This window comes from Bradyrhizobium sp. Ec3.3, from assembly GCF_000472925.1.
Taxonomy (GTDB): domain Bacteria; phylum Pseudomonadota; class Alphaproteobacteria; order Rhizobiales; family Xanthobacteraceae; genus Bradyrhizobium.
This window is the reverse complement of sequence record NZ_AXAS01000018.1, coordinates 117609-136141: the sequence shown is the minus strand read 5'-3', so window position 1 is coordinate 136141 and position 18533 is coordinate 117609. Positions and strand designations below refer to the sequence as shown.

The window sequence follows — 18533 nt, the reverse complement described above, 5'->3', positions numbered from 1 at the left end:
GCCGTCCTACCGCACGGTGATCGAATTGCGGAAGGCAAGTGGGGACGCGATGGTCTGGATCTTCTCGATCCCCTCGCCCACGCCGCGGATCGTCACATCGCCGTAGTTGAAGATGCGACCCAGAATGGTCTGGTCGACATCGACACTTTCGACCTTGTCGAGGCTCATTTCAAAGGTCTTTCGGGTGATGAACCCGGTCTTATGCACAACCCTGAAATTGGTCACATCGGTTTCGGTGGTGAAGCGGTGGAACCAGCCCTTCAGTGTCCAATAGAGGGCGCCCAGTGCCACCAGGCCACCGGCCGTGAGGCACAGCAGCACGAGGCCCTCGGTGGTCGTCTGCCGGGACATCAGAAGCAGGACCAGGGCCACGATCCAGGCCAGAATCGCCGGGGAATAGAAGATCCAGTGCGCATTGGTCGAATACAGCACCTTCTCGCCGGGCTGCAGGATCTTGTCGATATAACGCGCCATAACCTCGATTAACCCATTCCCCGCCCCGACGGGTCCGTCAGGAACCGGCTTGCCCCCGGCCCCGCCGCTCTGTATACGCGCGGTCGGTAGCTACCCCGTCCAGCGCGGGCCACCATACTGATCCTCAAGAGGGAATGCACGCGTCGTCATGAGCCGCCTCGTGATGAAATTCGGCGGCACATCCGTCGCCAATATTGAACGTATCCGCAACGTCGCACACCATGTGAAGCGTGAGGTCGACGCCGGCCACGAGGTTGCCGTGGTGGTCTCGGCGATGTCCGGCAAGACCAACGAGCTGGTCGCCTGGTGTACCGAAGCTTCGCCCATGCACGATGCGCGTGAATATGACGCCGTGGTCGCCTCCGGCGAGCAGGTGACGTCGGGCTTGCTGGCCATCGTGCTCCAGGGCCTGGGCATCCAGGCCCGCTCCTGGCAGGGCTGGCAGATCCCGATCAAGACCAGCGACGCCCATGCCTCGGCCCGCATCGAGGACATCGACGGCAACGAGATCATCAACCGTTTCAAGGAGCGCAAGGAGGTCGCGGTCATCGCCGGCTTCCAGGGCATCAATCCCGAGACCGGCCGAATCACCACGCTCGGCCGCGGCGGCTCCGACACTTCGGCGGTCGCGATCGCCGCCGCCGTCAAGGCAGACCGCTGCGACATCTACACGGATGTCGATGGCGTCTACACCACCGACCCGCGCATCGTGCCGAAAGCGCGCCGGCTCGACAAGATCGCGTTCGAGGACATGCTGGAACTTGCCTCCCAGGGCGCCAAGGTGCTCCAGGTCCGCTCGGTGGAACTCGGCATGGTCCACAACATGCCGATCTTCGTCCGGTCGAGCTTCGACAAGCCCGAGGACATCGACCCGCATGCCAACCAGCCGCCCGGCACGCTGATCTGCAGCGAGGAGGAGATCATGGAAAACCACGTCGTCACCGGCATCGCCTTCTCCAAGGACGAGGCCCAGATCTCGGTGCGCCAGATCGAGGACAAGCCGGGTGTCGCCGCCTCGATCTTCGGGCCGCTCGCGGACGCCAACATCAACGTCGACATGATCGTCCAGAACGTCTCCGAGGACGGCAAGACCACGGACCTGACCTTCACGGTGCCGGCGACCGACTACGCCCGCGCCAGGGACACGATCGCCGCCGCCAAGGCCAAGATCGGCTATGCGCGGCTCGATAGCGCCACCGACGTCGCCAAAATCTCCGTGATCGGCAGCGGCATGCGCAGCCATGCCGGCGTCGCCGCCCAGGCGTTCTCGGCCCTCGCGGCACGGAATATCAACATCCGCGCCATCACAACCTCCGAGATCAAATTCTCGGTTTTGATCGACACCGCCTATACCGAGCTTGCGGTGCGAACCCTGCACACGCTCTACGGTCTCGATCAGGTTTAGACGAATTTTCTGTTAGCGACCGCAGCAAACGCGAAGGTGTACACACCTTCGCGTTTGGCAGGCGTTTTGCTTGGCAAAACAAGCCTCAATTCGCTATACGGCGAACAGGGTGGGCTGCCGCAGACTGTGCCCCAGTTCAGGCGGTGCCGATTCGGCGCAGGCGCTAAATCTGAAAAGATTTGGGCTCGTGCCGACGCCGGAAGAGCAAATTTGTTGTTTCTCTGGAGTTTTGGGCCAGCCGCCGGCTACCCCGCCGGGCCAGGCAGATGGAGGAGATTGACGGCACATGCGGAGCGCGTCGGGAGGTCCCCGCGTCTTGTTGAGACGGCTCCGCGAAACCATGGCGGAGCAGGTCTCGGCCCAGGAGCGGCTGGACAAGATCGTGGTGCTGATCGCTGCCAACATGGTGGCCGAGGTGTGCTCGGTCTATGTGCTGCGCGTCGACAATACCCTCGAGCTCTACGCCACCGAAGGCCTCAACCGCGAGGCCGTGCACCATACCGTGCTGAGCGCCCATGAGGGCCTGGTCGGCCTCGTCGCCAGCGAGGCGACCCCGCTCAACCTCAGCGACGCCCAGAGTCATCCGGCCTTCTCGTTCCGTCCCGAGACCGGCGAAGAAATCTACCACTCCTTCCTCGGCGTGCCGATTCTGCGCGCCGGCAACACGCTCGGTGTGCTGGTGGTGCAGAACCGCGCCAAGCGCAATTATGTCGAGGAGGAGTTGGAGGCGCTCCAGACCACCGCAATGGTGCTGGCGGAGCTGATCGCCTCGGGCGAATTGTCCGCGCTCGCCCAGCCCGGCCTCGAACCGGCCGCGCGCCATTCCGCGCAAAAGGTCGGTGCGATCCTGTCGGAGGGCATCGCGCTTGGCCATGTCGTGCTGCACGAACCGCGCGTCGTCATCAAGGACTACATTGCCGAGGACCTGCCGAAGGAAATCAAGCGGCTCGACACCGCGCTCGCCAAGCTGCGCTCCGATCTCGACCGCATGCTGGAGCGCGGCGACGTCGCCGAGGGCGGCGAGCACCGCGACGTGCTGGAAGCCTACCGCATGTTCGCCAACGACCAGGGCTGGTCGCACAAGCTGCATGAAGCGGTGGCGACCGGCCTCACCGCGGAAGCTGCCGTCGAGCGCGTGCAGTCCGACACCCGCGCGCGCATGCTGCGCTCCACCGATCCCTATTTGCGCGACCGCCTGCACGATCTCGAAGACCTCGGCTACCGCCTGATGCGGCAGCTCGTCGGCCAGGATCACGCGCCGTCACGCGAGCAACTGCCCGACAACGCCATCGTCATTGCACGCGCGATGGGACCGGCGGCGCTGCTCGACTACGACCGCAAGCGGCTGCGCGGCATCGTGCTGGAGGAAGGCACCGCAAACTCGCACGTCTCGATCGTGGCGCGCGCGCTCGGCATCCCCGCGGTCGGCGAGGTGCCGAACGCGCCGGGTATCGCCGATCCCGGCGACGCCATCATCGTCGACGGCACCTCGGGCTCGATCTATGTACGACCCTCGCAGGAGATCGAGGCGGCCTATGCGGAGCGCGTGCGCTTCCGCGCGCGGCGCCAGGCGCAGTATCTGGCACTGCGCGACCGGCCCTGCGTCACCAAGGACGGCGAGGCGGTCGAGCTGATGATCAACGCGGGTCTCGCCATCGACCTGCCGCATATCGACGACACCGGCAGCGCCGGCATCGGCCTGTTCCGGACCGAGCTGCAATTCATGGTCGGCCAGAGCCTGCCGCGCACCAGCGACCAGCTCGCGCTCTATCGCACCGTGCTCGATGCCGCCGGCACCAAGCCCGTCACCTTCCGCACCCTCGACATCGGCGGCGACAAGGCGCTGCCCTATATGGAGGCGGTGATCGAGGAGAATCCCGCGCTCGGCTGGCGCGCGATCCGGCTTGGCCTGGACCGCCCCGGCCTGCTGCGCGGCCAGATCCGCGCGCTCTTGCGCGCCGGCGGCGGCCGGGCGCTGCGCGTGATGTTCCCGATGATCTCCGAGGTCGCCGAATTCGATTCGGCGAAGGCGCTGGTCGAGCGCGAGCTGACATATCTGCGCCAGCACGGCCACACGCTGCCGGAGCGCATCGACATCGGCACCATGGTCGAGGTGCCGGCGCTGCTCTACCAGCTCGACGAGCTCCTGAAGAAGGTCGATTTCATCTCGGTCGGCTCCAACGATCTGTTCCAGTTCCTGTTCGCGGTCGATCGCGGCAACGCCAAGGTCTCGGACCGCTTCGACACCATGTCGGCACCGATCCTGCGCGTGCTGCGCGAGATCGTGCGCAAGTCCAAGGCCGCGCAGAAGTCCGTCTCGCTGTGCGGCGAGATGGCGTCCAAGCCGATCGGCGCGCTGGCGCTGATCGCGATGGGCTACCGCTCGCTGTCACTGTCGGCGACCGCGCTCGGGCCGGTGAAGGCGATGGTCCTCGAGCTCGACGCCAAGAAGGCGGCCGCGATGCTCGATCCGCTCCTGGATGCGCCGACCGGCACCGTCTCGATCCGGCAGAAGCTGACGCAATTTGCCGAGGCCGAAGGGCTGTCGTTGTAGCGGGCCGGTCCGAAAAGCCGTCCGCCTCGCCCCTTTTTGCACCTGAGACTTGATCGATGTCGTCACTCCCCGAAGCCAAACTGGACGTCCTCCTTGCACATCATGCCTCGCTCGAGGCCGAGTCGCTCGGCCAGCTCTCCTCCGAGCGTTATGTGCAGGTCACGCGCGAGCTCGCCGAGATCAGCCCGTTGATCGAGGCGGTGAAGACCTATCGGTCTGCGGTGAAGGAGCTCGCCGATACCGAGGCGCTGATCGCCGACCCCGCGACCGACGCCGAAATGCGCGGCATGGCCGAGGCAGAGCGCGACGATCTCTCGCCCAGAATCGAGGATCTCGTGCAGAAGATCCGCGTGGCGCTGTTACCCAAGGACGCCATGGACGACCGCAACGTGGTGCTGGAAATCCGCGCCGGCACCGGCGGCGACGAGGCCTCGCTGTTCGCCGGCGACCTGTTCCGGATGTACGAGCGTTTTGCCGGCTTGCAGGGCTGGAAGGTCGAGGTGATCTCGGCGAGCGAAGGCACCGTCGGCGGCTACAAGGAGATCATCGCCGAGGTGCAGGGCCGCGGTGCGTTCTCCAAGCTGAAGTTCGAATCCGGCGTGCACCGCGTGCAGCGCGTGCCCGACACCGAGACGCAAGGCCGCATCCATACCTCCGCCGCGACCGTCGCGGTGCTGCCGGAGGTCGAGGATGTCGACGTCGACATCAAGAACGAGGATCTGCGCATCGAGACCATGCGCGCACAAGGAGCCGGCGGCCAGCACGTCAACAAGACGGAATCGGCGATCCGCATCACCCACATCCCGACCGGCATCGTCGTGATGATGCAGGACAGCCGCTCGCAGCACAAGAACAGGGCGTCCGCGATGAACATTCTGCGCTCGCGCATCTACGACGCCGAACGCCAGCGTGTCGAGGCGGCGCGCTCGGCCGACCGCAAGGAGAAGGTCGGCTCCGGCGACCGCAGCGAGCGCATCCGCACCTACAATTTTCCGCAAGGGCGCGTCACCGACCACCGCATCAATCTGACGCTGTACAAGCTGCCGCAGGTGATCGCGGGCGAAGCGCTCGGCGAGCTGATCGACGCCCTGACCACGGAGCATCAGGCCGCCCAGCTCGCGGCGCAGGGTGCTGCGGCCTAACGCCTCTTCGTGCGGAATGATCGCAGGATCTTGCTCAAGGCAGGGCTTGCCGCGCGCAGCTCTTCGAGATGGATTTTTGAGAGCGACCGCAGCTTCTGTTCGCCCTTGGCTGTCAGCTTGAGACGGACCTTCCTGGCATCCTGCGGATCGGCAACCCGGGTGATCAGCTTCAGCTTCGCCATCCGGTTCATCAGCTCGACCGCAGTGTGATGCCGGATCAGCAGGAAGCGCGCGACGTCGCCGATGGTCGCATCTTCCGGCCCGGCAGCCCCCTTGATCGCGAGGAGGGCCTGATGCTGCTGGGGCGCCAGACCGGCGCGCCGGGCCGCGGCCTCGCTGAAGGCCAGGAAGGTTCGCACCTGGTAGCGGAATTGCGCCAGCGCCTGATAGTCGGCCTCGCGCATCGCCGCGCCCTCGGGCCGCGCCGGCGTTGTCGTCTTCTTCGGTTGAACCATGCCGCGCCGTCCGCCTCGATCTCACCACCCGCCGACAGGAGCGGATAGGTCAAGGCTAGCAAGCGGCCAGCTCCGGACCAACCGGCCGGCACCGCGGATGCACAGCTATCCGCCCGCCTATTCGAAGTCGGAAAAATTCGAGAGCAGGATCTTCACCAGGATGATCTGGAACGCGATCGGGATGCGCACGCTTCGCCGCCGGATCGACCGCTGCAACGCGCCGGCGATCTCGGTGCTGGTGAGTGCGCCGGATGCGGCGTTGGCGATCAGCCGCGTCCACATCTCCGGCAGTGATCCGCCGGGCCGGACCGCCGGCTTGATCGTGACGCCGCAGCCCTGCGCCCAGGCGATGATCTCGCGTGTCGTGTGCGGGCCGCAATTGCGCGCGGTCGCAAGACGCTCGGCAGTCAGCGCGAGCAGCAACTCGCGTGACGGCGACCAGCTTCCCTTCGGCGGCTGCTCACCCGTCAGCTCGACCGCAAGCTCCTTGAGCACGTTCTGGGCGCGCACGCTCGGCGTCTTCATCGGGCCGGGCGCCAGGTTCGACTGACCGGCCGGCGAGCTGCGCCAGCCGTCCGGCCGATTGCGCGCCTCCGGCGCGCGAAAAGCGTCGAGAGCCTGCGGCGTGGTCCGGTGGCCGTCACCATCCGCCGCTGCCCGCCGCGAGTTCCGCGGCCATGACCGCCGCTTCCTGACACCTGCCACTCTCGTTTGCCGCGTCATGTCGTCTGCCGAACCATCGAGTACGTACTCATAAAGGCTAATATGTATCGTAACACGATATGTTTTTGCGGGACAATTTTCTCACCTAGACCAAAGGCGAAATTGACAGCGAGACATCACAAGCAATGCTTGCGGCAAGAGTTACACGGGGATGTGACACGACGCGCAACCGGCAAGGCTGGGAGCAGCGCCGATGGATGGTCACGTCCCCCAAACAAACATGCTCGGGAGGAACTTGATCATGACAAACAGCTTCATCAGCCGCGGCCTGAATTCAAGACTTTCGCGCCGACGCCTGCTGCAAGGCAGCGCCGGCATCATCGGCGGCTCGCTGCTGCCGGCGATGCCCGCGCTCGCCGACGACAAGCCCGCGCTCGGCACCTATCCGGCGGGCGCCTCGGGCTCTTCTGTCTTCATCGGCATCTCCGTGCCGCGCACCGGCACCTATGCGGTGCAGGGCGAGGACGAGCTCAAGGGCTATCAGCTCGCGATCGAGCACATCAACAGCGGGCATGATCTGATCAAGAAGATCTCGCCCAAGACCAGCAAGGGCGTGCTCGGCAAGGAGCTGAAATTCGGTGTCGCCGATTCCGCCGCCAAGCCCAACGAGGCGGTGCAGGCGCAGCAGCGCTTCATCAGCGAGAACAAGGCGATCATGATCACCGGCGGCACGTCGAGCGCGGTCGCAGTCGCCTTGAACAAGCTCGCGCAGCGCGAGAAGGTGCTCTTCGTGTGCGGCATCTCCGGCTCGAACGACACCACCGGCAAGGATTGCGTCCGCTACGGCTTCCGCCAGGATTTCTTCGGCCAGACGGCGGCCGCGGCGATCGGCCCGGTGATGGTCAAAGCCTTTGGCAAGAACAAGAAGGCCGCTTACCTCACGCCCGACTACACCTACGGACACACCGTGACGAAGTCGATGCAGGATTTTCTGGCAAGCGCGGGATGGACGACCGCGACGAACCAGGTCGCGCCACTCGGCGCGCCCGACTATTCCTCATATCTGCTCAACGTCGCGAACTCCGGCGCCGACGTGCTCATCAACGTCAACTGGGGCCACGATGCCGTTCTCTCGACCCAGCAGGCCAAGCAGTTCGGCGTGCTCGACAGGATGAAGCTCGTGATTCCCTACCAGGTGCCGTTCATCGCGCGCGAGACCGGCGGCCTGATGCAGGGCGTCTATGCCGCGACCGACTATTGGTGGACGATCGAGGACAAGTTCCCGCTCGCCAAGATGTTCAACGACGCCTTCGCGGCGAAGTACGGCTACAAGCCGGAGTGGGGCGCCGAGAACGCCTATGTCAGCTTCGCGCACTGGGCGCGCATGTGTGAGGAAGCCGGCAGCTTCTATCCGCCTGACGTCATCAAGGCCTATGAGAAGGGCGAGACCATCCCCTCCTTCGTCGGCGACGTCCATTATCGCGCGGAAGACCATCAGTGCGTCCGTCCTGTCATCATCGTCAAGGGCAAGATGGAAAAGGACATGAAGAACAAGGAGGACTATTACGACGTCGTCGAGATCGTCCCCAGTGAGGGCCTGATGCAGAAGCCGGACGCGTTCGGCTGCCATCTCGGCGAGTACTCGTGAACCTGGGTTGACCCCTGTGACGCCGCGGGCAGTTGCCACGCCTGCGGCGTCAGCCTTTTGCGGATCGGCGCGTCGGTTCGCGCGGCTCGGAATCAAGACGCACTCATGATCAGTTGGCCCAATCTCATCTCCCAGCTCTTCAACGGGCTCGCGCTCGGCGCGCTGCTCGCGCTGATCAGTTCGGGCCTGACCATCATCTACGGCACGCTCGGCGTATTGAACCTCGCGCATGGCGCGATGTTCATGATCGGCGGCTACGCCGGCTTCGTCGCCTTTCAGTACACCCACTCGTTCATCATCGCCGTCATCGCGGGCTCGCTGTTCGTAATGCTCCTCGGCATCGCGATGGAGCGGGTGATCATCCGCCACTTCTACCAGCGTCCGCATGAAGACCAGCTTCTCGTCACCTTCGGTCTCGGCATCTGCTTCGTCGAGATCGTTCGGCTGATCTTCTCAAGCCAGTCGCAGATCGTCCCGCCCCCGCCGTTGTTCCAGGGCATCACCAATCTCGGCTTCATGTTCTATCCGACCTATCGCCTCGCGGTGGTCGGCATCGTCGCGGTCGCGCTCGGCGCGCTGTTCCTCGTACTCTACCGGACCCGACTCGGCATGATCGTGCGCGCCGGCATCGAGGACTCCGTGATGGTGGATTCGCTCGGCATCGACGTCTACCGCGTCTTCATGGTCGTGTTCGGCATCGGCGCGATGGCCGCTGGATTTGCCGGCATCATCAACGCGCCGGTGGTGTCGCTGACACCGGGCGTCGGCGACGACATTTTGGTCGAGACCTTCGTGGTGGTGGTGATCGGCGGCGTCGGCTCGTTCCCGGGCGCCATTCTGGGCGGCCTGATCGCCGGCGAGATCATCAGCGTCACCTCCATGTTCAACCCCGGCTATGCCTATGTGATGCTGTTTGCTGCGATGACGCTCGTGCTTGTGGTGCGACCGCATGGCCTGCTCGGCGTGCAGGGGCGCGAATGAGTGGTCCGATGCCCAAGCAAGCGAAGTCCAGGCAGCTTCCCTATCTGATCGAGATCCTGACGGCGGCCGGCCTGATCGTCGCACCTGTCCTGCTGCCCCATCTTGGCTTTGCGCCGAACACCGTGAACCGGATCCTGGTCTGGGGCCTGTTCGGCCTCGGCTTCGACATCCTGTTCGGCTTCACCGGGCTGTTGTCGTTCGGCCAGTCTGCCTTCTACGGCACCGGCGGCTTCGTCGCCGCCTGGCTTCTGACCCGCGCCGGCTTCGGCAACGTGCTGGGCGCGCTGATCATCGGCATGATCGCCGCGGCTGCGACCGGCTACCTGGTCGGATTGATCGCGTTGCGCCGTACCGGCATCTACTTCGCCATGATCACGGTGGCGATCGCGGAGGTGTTCTTCTTCGTCGAGTTCAATCCGCTGGCCGACTTCACCGGCGGCGAGAACGGCCTGCCGGGCGTGCCGACGCCGAGCTTCGATCTCGGCTTCATTACGCTTCACTTCACCGATGGCTGGTCGCTCTACCAGTTCATCGCGCTCTGCTACTTCATCGGCATCGTAATCGCGCTCAGGATCGTGCGCTCGCCGGTCGGCGCGATCTTCAGCGCGATCCGCGACAATCCGCTGCGCGCAACCGCGGTCGGCCACAACATCCACGGCTACAAGCTCACCGCCTTCGTGATCGCCGCCGCCTATGCCGGCTTTGCCGGCGGACTGCTCGGCGTGCTGCAAGCCTTCATGCCGCCGGACGCCTTCACGTTCGACACCTCCGGCCAGCTCGTGATGCAGACCGCGATCGGCGGCCGCGGCACGCTGTTCGGCCCGCTAGTCGGCGCTGCCGTCTGGCTGTTCCTCCAGGATTTCCTGCAGGCCGCGATGGGGTTAGGGGCCGCCTGGAAGCTCGTGCTCGGCGTCGCCTTCGTGGCTTTGGTCTGCTTCCTGCGCGGCGGCATCGTCGGCGGACTCATCAACCTCTTCGGCTTCGTCACGGGCAAGCGGGCCGCGGCTCCGGCCGAGGAAGCGCCAGCCGTAGCAGGCCAGCACGCCGCGGAGGCCGAAATAGCGGAACGAACGCCTGTCGTTCCTGCGCCGGCGGGGACCAAACGCGACCACCGTCCGGGTCCAATCCTTCAAGCCACCGGCCTGACCAAGCGCTATGGCGGCCTCGTCGCCAACAGCGACCTCGACTTCAGCGTCAATCATGGCGAGCTGCGCGGCATCATCGGCCCCAACGGCGCCGGCAAGTCGACCTTCTTCAAGATGCTGACCTGCGAGATCGCGCCGACCTCGGGCCGCATCGTGTTCGAGGGCCGCGATATCACGGGACAGCGCATCACCGATGTCTGCCAGCTCGGCCTGACCAAGAGCTACCAGGTCAACCAGCTTTTCGCCGGCCTGACCGTGCGGCAGAACCTGACCATCGCGGCGCTCGCAAAATTGCGCGGCAAGTTCCGCCTCGATCTGTTCCGCAAGCTCTCCACCGTGAAGGGCCTGTCGCGGCAGGTCGAGCATACGCTTCATCTCGTCAATCTGGCCGCGCGGGCCGACACGCCGGTTGCCGAGCTCGCCTATGGCGAGAAGCGCCGGCTGGAGATCGGGCTCGCACTCGCCACCTCGCCCCGGCTGCTGCTGCTCGACGAGCCGCTCGCGGGCATGAGCCCGCGTGAGAGGATTGAAACCGTGCGCCTGCTCAAGGCCATCGCGCGCGACCGCACCATGATCATCATCGACCACGACATGGATTCGCTGTTCGAGCTGGTCGAGCGCGTCACCGTGCTCCAGGAGGGCCGCGTGCTGCTCGAGGGCACGCCGGAGGAAATCAGGACCAACGCCGCCGTGCAGGAAGCCTATCTCGGCGGCGTGCATGGAGAGATCGCCGCATGAGCCTGATCGAGGTCAACGGCCTGAACAGCTATTACGGGGATTCGCACATCCTGTTCGACGTCGCCATGCGCGTCGAGCGGCACGAGGTCGTCGCGCTGCTCGGCCGCAACGGTGCCGGCAAGAGCACGACGTTGAAGAGCCTGATGGGCGTGGTGAGGCCGCGCAGCGGCACCGTGATCTTCGACGGCACCGACATCGCCGGGCGCCGCAGCCACAGGATCGCGCGGGCCGGCATGCAGCTGGTCCACGAGGAACGCCGCATCTTCGGCAGCCTCACCGTCGAGGAGAACATCGTCATTGCCGGCTTCACCGCGGTGAAGCGCTGGCCGCTCGATCGCATCTACGAGATGTTTCCGCGGCTGAAGGAACGGCGCGGCAATCGCGGCAACGAGCTTTCCGGCGGCGAGCAGCAGATGCTGGCAATCGCGCGCGCGCTGGTGCGCGATCCCAAGATCATCCTGCTGGACGAGCCGTTCGAGGGGCTTGCCCCCGTGATCGTCCGCGATCTCGTCAGGGCATGCGGCGATCTCGCCGCCGCCGGCCAGACCATCGTGCTGGTCGAGCAGAACCTGGCGGCAACGCTCGCGCTCGCCAAGCGCATCTACATCATCAACAACGGTCACATCGTGCACGAGGGCCCAGCCCAGGAGCTGAAGGCCCAGCCGCAGCTTCTGCAACGCTGGCTCGGCGTCTGATCCGCTTCACAGGATCAACCGCCGAGCGCGGCAATCATCCGTCTGGCGTGATCGGCGAGCACCGCGGGATCTTCCTGTCGCGTCTGCGGCGGCAGCAATTCGACGCCCGCCGTGACCGGCATGACATGCATGTGCAGGTGCATGACCACCTGCCCGCTCGCGGGTTCGCTGAATTGCTGGATGATGATGCCGTCGGCGCCGAACGCCTTCATCGCCGCAATCGCGATCCGCTTGGCAGCACGTGCCACCTCGGCAAGATCGTCCTCGGCGATGTCCAGGATGCCGCGCGCAGGCGCCTTGGGGACCACCAGGGTATGGCCGGGCGAGCGCGGCATGATGTCGAGGAAGGCCAGCACACGGTCGTTCTCGTAGATCCTGAGGCAGGGAATCTCGCCGCGCAAAATCTTTGCGAAGACATTCTGATCGTCATAGGTCGGCATGGCTGTTACCGTGCATTTTCGCCGATCAAACGCGACCGCTTCCGTTGACGCAAGCAGGGCCATCGTCCTATCCACGTGGCGAGGCAGGATGGTCCAGCGGTGACAGATTTCGTTCCCGGGAGCAGTATCGAGAGCACGCGGCGCATTTTGGCGGCGCGGCTGCGGTCGGCCGCCATCGACGAGGCCGAGATCGAGGCGCGCCTGCTCGTCGGAGCCGTGCTGGGCCTCGATCTGACCGGGCTGATCACGCAGGCGAGCCGGCCACTCACGCCCACCGAGGCCGCGCAGCTCGAACGCTACGCGCAGCGTCGCCTCGTGGGCGAACCGGTCGCGCGCATTCTCGGAACCAGGGAATTTTGGGGCCTCACCCTTCAGCTTTCGGACGCAACGCTGGTGCCACGGCCCGACACCGAGACCGTCGTCGAGCTGGCGCTGGAGATCTTTCGCGAACGTCCCGTCTCAGGACGGCCGCCGCGGATCGCCGATATCGGCGTGGGTTCGGGCGCAATCCTGCTTGCGCTGTTGCATGAGATTCCGGATGCGTTCGGCGTCGGCACCGATGTCAGCCTGACCGCGCTGGGCACCGCGAAGGCTAACGCGACAGCGCTTGGCCTCGCCGACCGTTCCGCCTTCATCGCCTGCTACTACGCAGCCGCGCTCGCGGGTCCCTTCGACCTGATCGTGTCGAACCCGCCCTACATTCCCTCGGGCGACATCGCGAATTTGAGCGTCGAGGTCCGCGACTACGATCCGCGCCTTGCGCTCGACGGCGGCAAGGACGGCTTCGACGCCTACCGCGCCCTGATACCGCAGGCGGCGGAGCTTCTGGCCCCCGGCGGAGCCTTGGTGGTGGAGGCCGGACAAGGTCAGGCACGCGGCATTGAAACCTTGATGGCAGCTGCGGCGTTAGAGGTGGACAGGCCGCCCAAGGCTGACCTGGCGGGCGTCTTAAGGGCCGTGTCGGCCCGAAAAATGCCCCCATAAAAGCCCGATTGGGCAGCAAAAACCTCTTGGAATATCCCGTGGGAACGACTACGTTCCGGTCAAACATCGGTGCCGGCCCCGTAGACCTACGGGCGAAAGCCGGGCTCTCAAGGCGAGAGCTGCACTGGATTGAAGGTTCCAAGCCGCAGGTCCTGTTAAGCGCGATGGCCCGTGGAGCTGCGCTGCTTTCCGACCGCAAAGTGAACGAAAGCCTGATATTGCGCTTGAAGATTTACGCAAGAAACCAGGGCTTGTTTCGGCAGGCAGAATGAATGGGTTCGCCGGCGATGGGCGCTGGCGATGGGGAACGCGTCTTGGTTGAACGCGAAGGTCACGACATTGACAGGAACTCGGCAGGGTCTTGAGGCGTGCGCTGCGCGCGTATGAAGCCTGCGTCGCAGCAATTCAGGTCACTCTCAACAGCAGTAACGCGTACGAACTTTTCAAGGGCTGGAATTAAAGGCAGGACATGAGAAACGGTCAGAACAAGCAGCGGATGCGCAACCGGAATAACAACAACAACAACAATAACCGGCGCGGCCAGAACCCGATGACCCGGGTTTACGAGTCCAACGGACCCGACATCAAGATCCGCGGCACAGCCTCGCACATCGCCGAAAAATATCTTCAGCTTGCGCGCGACGCGCGCTCTTCCGGCGACCCGGTTGCGGCCGAGAACTACTACCAGCACGCCGAGCATTATTTCCGCCTGATCGCGGCCGCCCAGGAGCAATTCCGCCAGAACCAACAACAGCCGCGCAGCGGTGAAGAGGTCGTCGTCAGCAGCGACGACAGCGAAGACGACGGCGAGAGTTTTTCGAACTTCGGCCAGGAGCCCGGCTTCGTCCCGCAGCCCCAGCAGCAGCCCTATATGCGCGACCGCGACCATCAGCGTGACCACCAGCGCGGCGAGGGCCAGCCCTATCAGCGCAACCAGCAGCAGCCGCGCGAGCATCGCGATCGCGACCACCGTCCGCAGCCGCAATATGAGCCCCAGCCGCAACCGCAACCGCAGAACCAGCCGCAGCCGGTGATTGCGGATGCCGGCAGCGTCGATCGCCTGCCCTCCTTCATCACCGGCGCACAGCCGCAGATCAATGGCGGCCAGGGTGGCTTCGAAGGCGGCGGTGGCGGTGAGCGCTATCCGCGGCGGCGCCGCCGGCCGCATGGCCCGCGCCCCGACCGCGAGGCAGCGCCGGCCGCCTCGAGCGACGATCTCGCGCCCGGTGAGTAGGCCGCAAAGCCCGCTTCGATTTATCCGACATGAAAAAACGCCCCCGGCCCGCGGGGCGTTTTGCTGTCAGCTCCGCGTCACCGTCGTCGAGGACGGCACCAGCACGGGCTTCAAAGAAGGGATCAGCCGCGCGCGTTCGCGCTTCGCCGGGATCACGCGATAGACCTGCTTGGTCGCTTCCACGATGTGCACGCCAGCAAACGGCAGCGACAGCGCGGCGCCCGCACTCTCCCACATCAGCGCCGACTTCAACAGCCAGCCGCCGGCATAGGGCGGCATGAACAGCGCCTCGCCCCAGGCGGTCGGCGTGAACCAGGTCTGGCGCAGCAGGTCGGTGATCTGTGCGCGCGAATACGGCCGGCCATGGCCGAAGGGCGTGTTCTCGGTGCGAGTCCACACCCCGCGCCGGTTCGGGATCACTGCAATGACGCGGCCCGATGGCGCCAGCACCCGCCACACCTCGCGCAGCAGCGCCGCCGGATCGTCGCAGATCTCGAGCGCATGGACGAGCAGGATGCGGTCAACCGCGGCATCCGGCAGCGGCAGCGAGAACTCATCGACCAGAGAGGCCAGCGCCGGCCGGCCTGTGGGCCATTTCAACACGCCCTGAGCGGCCGGCATGAAGGCGATGCAGCGCTCGGCGTCCTCGCGGAACAGGCCGAGATAGGGGGTGGGATAGCCGATGCCGAGCACCCGCTGCCCCTCGGCACCCGGCCAGCGTTCCCTGATCCCGCGATTGATCAATTGGCGCGCCACGATCCCGAGGCGGCGCGAATAGAAGTCACGCAGATCAATGACATCAATGCTCATGGCCGCAATGTAACATGCGCCCGGCGGCCTGGGCGCGCGGAATATTGCATTGCCTGCGCAACGTTAACGCCATATCTGTTTGCCGGGGCTGAGCGCGATGGAGATGTCATGGCCGCCGAAATTCGTACTTTCACCTGTTTAAACGACAATTTCGGTTATCTGATCCACGATACGGAAACCAAGGCAACCGCCTCGATCGACGCGCCCGAAGCCGGGCCGATCCTGAAGGCGCTGGAGCGCGAAGGCTGGACGCTCACCGACATTCTCATCACTCATCACCATGGCGACCATATCGGCGGCGTCGCCGAGCTGAAGCAGAAATATAATTGCCGCGTCGTCGCGCCGCATGACAAGACGACGAAAATCGCCAATGTCGATTTGCGCGTCGTCAATGCCGACGTCATCAAGGTCGGCAGCCTGCTCGCGCGCGTCCTAGAGACGCCCGGTCATACGCTCGACCATGTCTCGTACGTGTTCGACGCCGAGAAGACGGTGTTCGCCGCCGACACGCTGTTCTCGATCGGCTGCGGTCGCGTGTTCGAGGGCAACTACCCGATGATGTGGGATTCGCTCCTGAAGCTGCGGGCGCTGCCCGACGACTTCAAGCTCTATTGCGGCCACGAATACACCGCCTCCAACGTCAAGTTCGCGCTCACCATCGAGCCTGACAATCAGGCGCTCCAGGCCCGCGCGGCAGAGGTGACCAGGCTCCGCGCCGAGAACAAGCCCACGATCCCCTCACTGCTTGGTGATGAGAAGCGAACAAATGTGTTCCTGCGCGCCGATGACCCCTCGGTTGCAGCCAAGCTACACATGAAGGGCGCCGATGGCGCCATCGTGTTCGGCGAATTGCGCGAACGCAAGAACAAGTCCTGACGGGGATCGATGCCGACAGCAGCCGAGATCATCGCGCGCCTGGAGCTGAGACCGCATCCCGAGGGCGGGCACTACCGTGAGACGTTTCGCGACCAGACGACCGACGCGCAAGGACGCTCACGCTCGACCTCGATCTACTTCCTGCTGGCGCGCGGGGAGCGCTCGCACTGGCATCGCATCGATGCGGTCGAGGTCTGGCACTACTACGCGGGCAGCCCCTTGACGCTGCGCATTGCGCATGAGGGCTGCTCGCAGCACGAGGTGCGGCTCGGCACCGGGCTCGCGCACGGCGAGCGGCCGCAAGCGATCGTGCCGGCGCAGGCCTGGCAGATGGCGGAGACATCAGGCGAATGGACGCTGGTGGGCTGCACCGTGGCGCCGGCCTTCGAGTTCGCAAAGTTCGAGCTCGCGCCGAAGGGCTGGGAGCCCTAGCGGCGGGCAAACGCCCTCACCGCTTCCGCAACACCATGTCCTTCGCCGCGATCAAGCCGCCACCGGCGATCAGGATCGCGGCGAAGGCGATGTTGGCGCTGGCTTTGGCGAAGCCGGCGGCGATGAGAAAGGCCGTCGAGAGCAGCGGTGTCGCGTAGGACGCCGCGCCCAGCACGCGGATGTCGCCGCGCTTCATGCCGATGTCCCAGGCGTAGAACGCAGCACCTACCGGACCGATGCCGAGCGCGATCACCGAGAGCCATTGCAGCGTCGTCTCCGGCCACACCGTGGTCTCGAGCGCGGCATGCATCAGCGCGGCGAGCAGCGCGGTGGCGAGGCAGAAGCCGGCAACCGCATCGGTCGGCACCGCTTTCAGCCGGCGCGACAGCACCGAATAGGTTGCCCAGACGAAGGCAGCGATGAAGGCTGCGATCAGCCCCGGCAACTGGCCCGGCGCAAAGCCGCTCGTATTGCCGGCGAACAGCAGCACGGTGCCGACGAGGCCGAGCACGGCGCCGACGACGTGATGCACGGCGAGCCGCTCGCCCGGCAGGAAGGACGAGAACAGCACGATCAGCAGCGGCCAGAGATAATTGAGCAGGCCCGCTTCGGCCGGCGGTGCGAAGCGCAGCGCGAGGAAATAGAGCGCGTGATAGCCGAACAGGCCGCCGACGCCGACGGCCCACACGACCGGCGGCTGGCGCAGGCTCGCTGCCACGCCACTGCGACCGATCCAGGTCAGGAGACCGACGAGGCCGCCGATCGCAAACGTCATCGCAGCGAGCTGAAACGCGGGGATCTTGCCGGTCGCGACCGTCATCACCGCGAGCAGGGACCACATCAGGATTGCGGTCAATCCGATCAGTGTCGCGGAGCGGGGAGCCATCAGAGAGGATACCTCGTCATTCCGGGATGGCGCAAAGCGCCGGACCCGGAATCTCGAGATTCCGGGTTCGGCTCCGAGCCTGTCATCGGGCCGGCCAAAGGCCGGACCCGTTGGAGTCGCCCCGGAATGACAGTGCATGGGTGGATGCCCGGGACAAGCCCGGGCATGACGTCGAGACGGTTGTGATCGGGCGTGATGCTTGCGCATCACACCATGTACTGGCCACCGTTGACCGACAGTGTCGAGCCGGTGATGGCGCCGGCCTCATCCGCTGCGAGGAACACCACCGCGCGGGCTATCTCCTCGGGCTCGCCCAGGCGGCCGATCGGAATCAGCGGCAGGATCGCCTTCTCCAGCACGTCCTTCGGCACCGCCTGCACCATCTCGGTGTTGATGTAGCCCGGGCAGATCGCATTCACGGTGACGCCACCCTTGGCGTTCTCGAGTGCGAGCGCCTTGGTGAAGCCGATCTCGCCGGCCTTTGCGGCGGAATAGTTCACCTGGCCGAACTGACCCTTCTGGCCGTTGATCGACGAGATGTTGATGATGCGGCCAAATTTACGCGCGCGCATGCCCTCGATCACCTGGCGCGACATGTTGAACAGCGAGCCGAGATTGGTGCCGATCACGGCATTCCATTGCTCGACGCTCATCTTGTGGAAGGCGCCGTCCTTGGTGATGCCGGCATTGTTGACGAGTACGTCGACCGGGCCGACCTCGGCCTCGACCTTCTTCACGCCCTCGGCGCAGCCGTCGAAGGAACTGACGTCCCATTTGTAGACGTTGATGCCGGTCTCGGCCTTGAACTTCTCCGCCGCCGCGTCATTGCCGGCGTAACTCGCCGCGACCTTGTAGCCGGCCGCCTTCAGCGCCTTGCTGATCGCAGCACCGATGCCCCGCGTACCACCCGTGACCAATGCAACACGTGCCATATTGTATTCCTTCCCTCGACGTTTCCCTGGGCGCTTCTA

18 protein-coding genes are annotated in these 18533 nt (G+C 65.2%); 11 read left to right on the top strand and 7 right to left on the bottom strand.

Going from position 1 to position 18533, the window contains the following annotated elements; all coding sequences use genetic code 11:
* Positions 1-6: 6 nt before the first annotated feature.
* Positions 7-474 carry a PH domain-containing protein gene (locus tag YUU_RS0120315; RefSeq protein ID WP_027524054.1) on the bottom strand — a complete coding sequence of 156 codons (468 nt, stop codon included), beginning with the start codon at positions 472-474 and terminating at the stop codon, positions 7-9.
* Between the two features lie 148 nt (positions 475-622).
* On the opposite strand from YUU_RS0120315, the gene YUU_RS0120310 reads away from it, so the two are divergent.
* From YUU_RS0120310 to prfA, 3 genes are all read left to right on the top strand, one after another.
* A complete protein-coding gene (locus YUU_RS0120310) occupies positions 623-1879 on the top strand; it encodes an aspartate kinase (RefSeq protein ID WP_027524053.1) in 1257 nt (418 codons plus the stop codon).
* A gap of 286 nt (positions 1880-2165) precedes the next feature.
* Positions 2166-4433 carry a phosphoenolpyruvate--protein phosphotransferase gene (gene ptsP, locus YUU_RS0120305; RefSeq protein WP_027524052.1) on the top strand — a complete coding sequence of 756 codons (2268 nt, stop codon included), beginning with the start codon at positions 2166-2168 and terminating at the stop codon, positions 4431-4433.
* A gap of 56 nt (positions 4434-4489) precedes the next feature.
* The gene (gene prfA / locus YUU_RS0120300; protein WP_027524051.1) at positions 4490-5575 is read left to right on the top strand and encodes a peptide chain release factor 1; all 1086 of its coding nucleotides are present in this window, start codon (positions 4490-4492) and stop codon (positions 5573-5575) included.
* Here prfA and YUU_RS0120295 read toward each other — a convergent pair.
* Positions 5572-6030, bottom strand: a complete 459-nt coding sequence (locus YUU_RS0120295) for a helix-turn-helix domain-containing protein (protein ID WP_027524050.1) — start codon at positions 6028-6030, stop codon at positions 5572-5574. The two genes, prfA and YUU_RS0120295, sit on opposite strands and share 4 nt — an antisense overlap.
* A gap of 117 nt (positions 6031-6147) precedes the next feature.
* Positions 6148-6753, bottom strand: coding sequence for a hypothetical protein (locus YUU_RS0120290; protein ID WP_027524049.1), 606 nt, complete (start codon positions 6751-6753; stop codon positions 6148-6150).
* A gap of 241 nt (positions 6754-6994) precedes the next feature.
* Here YUU_RS0120290 and YUU_RS0120285 point away from each other — a divergent pair, with 241 nt between their 5' ends.
* From YUU_RS0120285 to YUU_RS0120270, 4 genes are all read left to right on the top strand, one after another.
* Positions 6995-8341: a substrate-binding protein gene (locus YUU_RS0120285; protein ID WP_027524048.1), complete on the top strand. Its 1347-nt coding sequence runs from the start codon at positions 6995-6997 to the stop codon at positions 8339-8341.
* A gap of 105 nt (positions 8342-8446) precedes the next feature.
* Positions 8447-9322 (top strand): branched-chain amino acid ABC transporter permease, encoded by an 876-nt coding sequence (locus tag YUU_RS0120280; protein WP_027524047.1) that lies wholly within the window; start codon positions 8447-8449, stop codon positions 9320-9322.
* A gap of 8 nt (positions 9323-9330) precedes the next feature.
* Positions 9331-11205 carry an ATP-binding cassette domain-containing protein gene (locus YUU_RS0120275; protein ID WP_035662848.1) on the top strand — a complete coding sequence of 625 codons (1875 nt, stop codon included), beginning with the start codon at positions 9331-9333 and terminating at the stop codon, positions 11203-11205.
* Positions 11202-11900, top strand: coding sequence for an ABC transporter ATP-binding protein (locus YUU_RS0120270; protein WP_027524045.1), 699 nt, complete (start codon positions 11202-11204; stop codon positions 11898-11900). The genes YUU_RS0120275 and YUU_RS0120270 overlap by 4 nt, the downstream gene beginning before the upstream one ends.
* A 14-nt stretch (positions 11901-11914) precedes the next feature.
* Here the strand turns inward: YUU_RS0120270 and YUU_RS0120265 are convergent, their stop codons facing one another.
* A complete protein-coding gene (locus YUU_RS0120265) occupies positions 11915-12340 on the bottom strand; it encodes an HIT domain-containing protein (RefSeq protein WP_027524044.1) in 426 nt (141 codons plus the stop codon).
* Between the two features lie 147 nt (positions 12341-12487).
* On the opposite strand from YUU_RS0120265, the gene prmC reads away from it, so the two are divergent.
* Together prmC and YUU_RS0120250 are read left to right on the top strand one after the other, a co-directional pair.
* Positions 12488-13324, top strand: a complete 837-nt coding sequence (prmC, locus tag YUU_RS0120260; RefSeq protein ID WP_371260493.1) for a peptide chain release factor N(5)-glutamine methyltransferase — start codon at positions 12488-12490, stop codon at positions 13322-13324.
* A 469-nt stretch (positions 13325-13793) separates the two neighbouring features.
* Entirely contained in the window at positions 13794-14558 is a 765-nt protein-coding gene (locus tag YUU_RS0120250) for a DUF4167 domain-containing protein (RefSeq protein ID WP_027524041.1), read from the top strand.
* A 66-nt stretch (positions 14559-14624) separates the two neighbouring features.
* Here the strand turns inward: YUU_RS0120250 and YUU_RS0120245 are convergent, their stop codons facing one another.
* Positions 14625-15368 carry a methyltransferase domain-containing protein gene (locus YUU_RS0120245; protein ID WP_027524040.1) on the bottom strand — a complete coding sequence of 248 codons (744 nt, stop codon included), beginning with the start codon at positions 15366-15368 and terminating at the stop codon, positions 14625-14627.
* A gap of 108 nt (positions 15369-15476) precedes the next feature.
* On the opposite strand from YUU_RS0120245, the gene gloB reads away from it, so the two are divergent.
* Entirely contained in the window at positions 15477-16244 is a 768-nt protein-coding gene (gloB, locus tag YUU_RS0120240) for a hydroxyacylglutathione hydrolase (protein WP_027524039.1), read from the top strand.
* 9 nt (positions 16245-16253) lie between these two features.
* Positions 16254-16676, top strand: coding sequence for a cupin domain-containing protein (locus tag YUU_RS0120235; protein WP_027524038.1), 423 nt, complete (start codon positions 16254-16256; stop codon positions 16674-16676).
* A 16-nt stretch (positions 16677-16692) separates the two neighbouring features.
* On the opposite strand, the gene YUU_RS0120230 is transcribed toward YUU_RS0120235, so the two are convergent.
* Positions 16693-17562, bottom strand: coding sequence for a DMT family transporter (locus YUU_RS0120230; RefSeq protein WP_027524037.1), 870 nt, complete (start codon positions 17560-17562; stop codon positions 16693-16695).
* Positions 17563-17768: 206 nt separating this feature from the next.
* On the bottom strand, positions 17769-18494 hold the full coding sequence (gene phbB, locus YUU_RS0120225) for an acetoacetyl-CoA reductase (protein WP_027524036.1): 726 nt from the start codon (positions 18492-18494) through the stop codon (positions 17769-17771).
* Positions 18495-18533: the final 39 nt, after the last annotated feature.

Excerpts from the sequence above, each read along its gene's own strand:
- YUU_RS0120315 (WP_027524054.1), bottom strand. The coding sequence starts at position 474 with ATGGCGCGTTATATCGACAAGATCCTGCAGCCCGGCGAGAAGGTGCTG.
- YUU_RS0120310 (WP_027524053.1), top strand. The coding sequence starts at position 623 with ATGAGCCGCCTCGTGATGAAATTCGGCGGCACATCCGTCGCCAATATT.
- ptsP (WP_027524052.1), top strand. The coding sequence starts at position 2,166 with ATGCGGAGCGCGTCGGGAGGTCCCCGCGTCTTGTTGAGACGGCTCCGC.
- prfA (WP_027524051.1), top strand. The coding sequence starts at position 4,490 with ATGTCGTCACTCCCCGAAGCCAAACTGGACGTCCTCCTTGCACATCAT.
- YUU_RS0120295 (WP_027524050.1), bottom strand. The coding sequence starts at position 6,030 with ATGGTTCAACCGAAGAAGACGACAACGCCGGCGCGGCCCGAGGGCGCG.
- YUU_RS0120290 (WP_027524049.1), bottom strand. The coding sequence starts at position 6,753 with ATGACGCGGCAAACGAGAGTGGCAGGTGTCAGGAAGCGGCGGTCATGG.
- YUU_RS0120285 (WP_027524048.1), top strand. The coding sequence starts at position 6,995 with ATGACAAACAGCTTCATCAGCCGCGGCCTGAATTCAAGACTTTCGCGC.
- YUU_RS0120280 (WP_027524047.1), top strand. The coding sequence starts at position 8,447 with ATGATCAGTTGGCCCAATCTCATCTCCCAGCTCTTCAACGGGCTCGCG.
- YUU_RS0120275 (WP_035662848.1), top strand. The coding sequence starts at position 9,331 with ATGCCCAAGCAAGCGAAGTCCAGGCAGCTTCCCTATCTGATCGAGATC.
- YUU_RS0120270 (WP_027524045.1), top strand. The coding sequence starts at position 11,202 with ATGAGCCTGATCGAGGTCAACGGCCTGAACAGCTATTACGGGGATTCG.
- YUU_RS0120265 (WP_027524044.1), bottom strand. The coding sequence starts at position 12,340 with ATGCCGACCTATGACGATCAGAATGTCTTCGCAAAGATTTTGCGCGGC.
- YUU_RS0120250 (WP_027524041.1), top strand. The coding sequence starts at position 13,794 with ATGAGAAACGGTCAGAACAAGCAGCGGATGCGCAACCGGAATAACAAC.
- YUU_RS0120245 (WP_027524040.1), bottom strand. The coding sequence starts at position 15,368 with ATGAGCATTGATGTCATTGATCTGCGTGACTTCTATTCGCGCCGCCTC.
- gloB (WP_027524039.1), top strand. The coding sequence starts at position 15,477 with ATGGCCGCCGAAATTCGTACTTTCACCTGTTTAAACGACAATTTCGGT.
- YUU_RS0120235 (WP_027524038.1), top strand. The coding sequence starts at position 16,254 with ATGCCGACAGCAGCCGAGATCATCGCGCGCCTGGAGCTGAGACCGCAT.
- YUU_RS0120230 (WP_027524037.1), bottom strand. The coding sequence starts at position 17,562 with ATGGCTCCCCGCTCCGCGACACTGATCGGATTGACCGCAATCCTGATG.
- phbB (WP_027524036.1), bottom strand. The coding sequence starts at position 18,494 with ATGGCACGTGTTGCATTGGTCACGGGTGGTACGCGGGGCATCGGTGCT.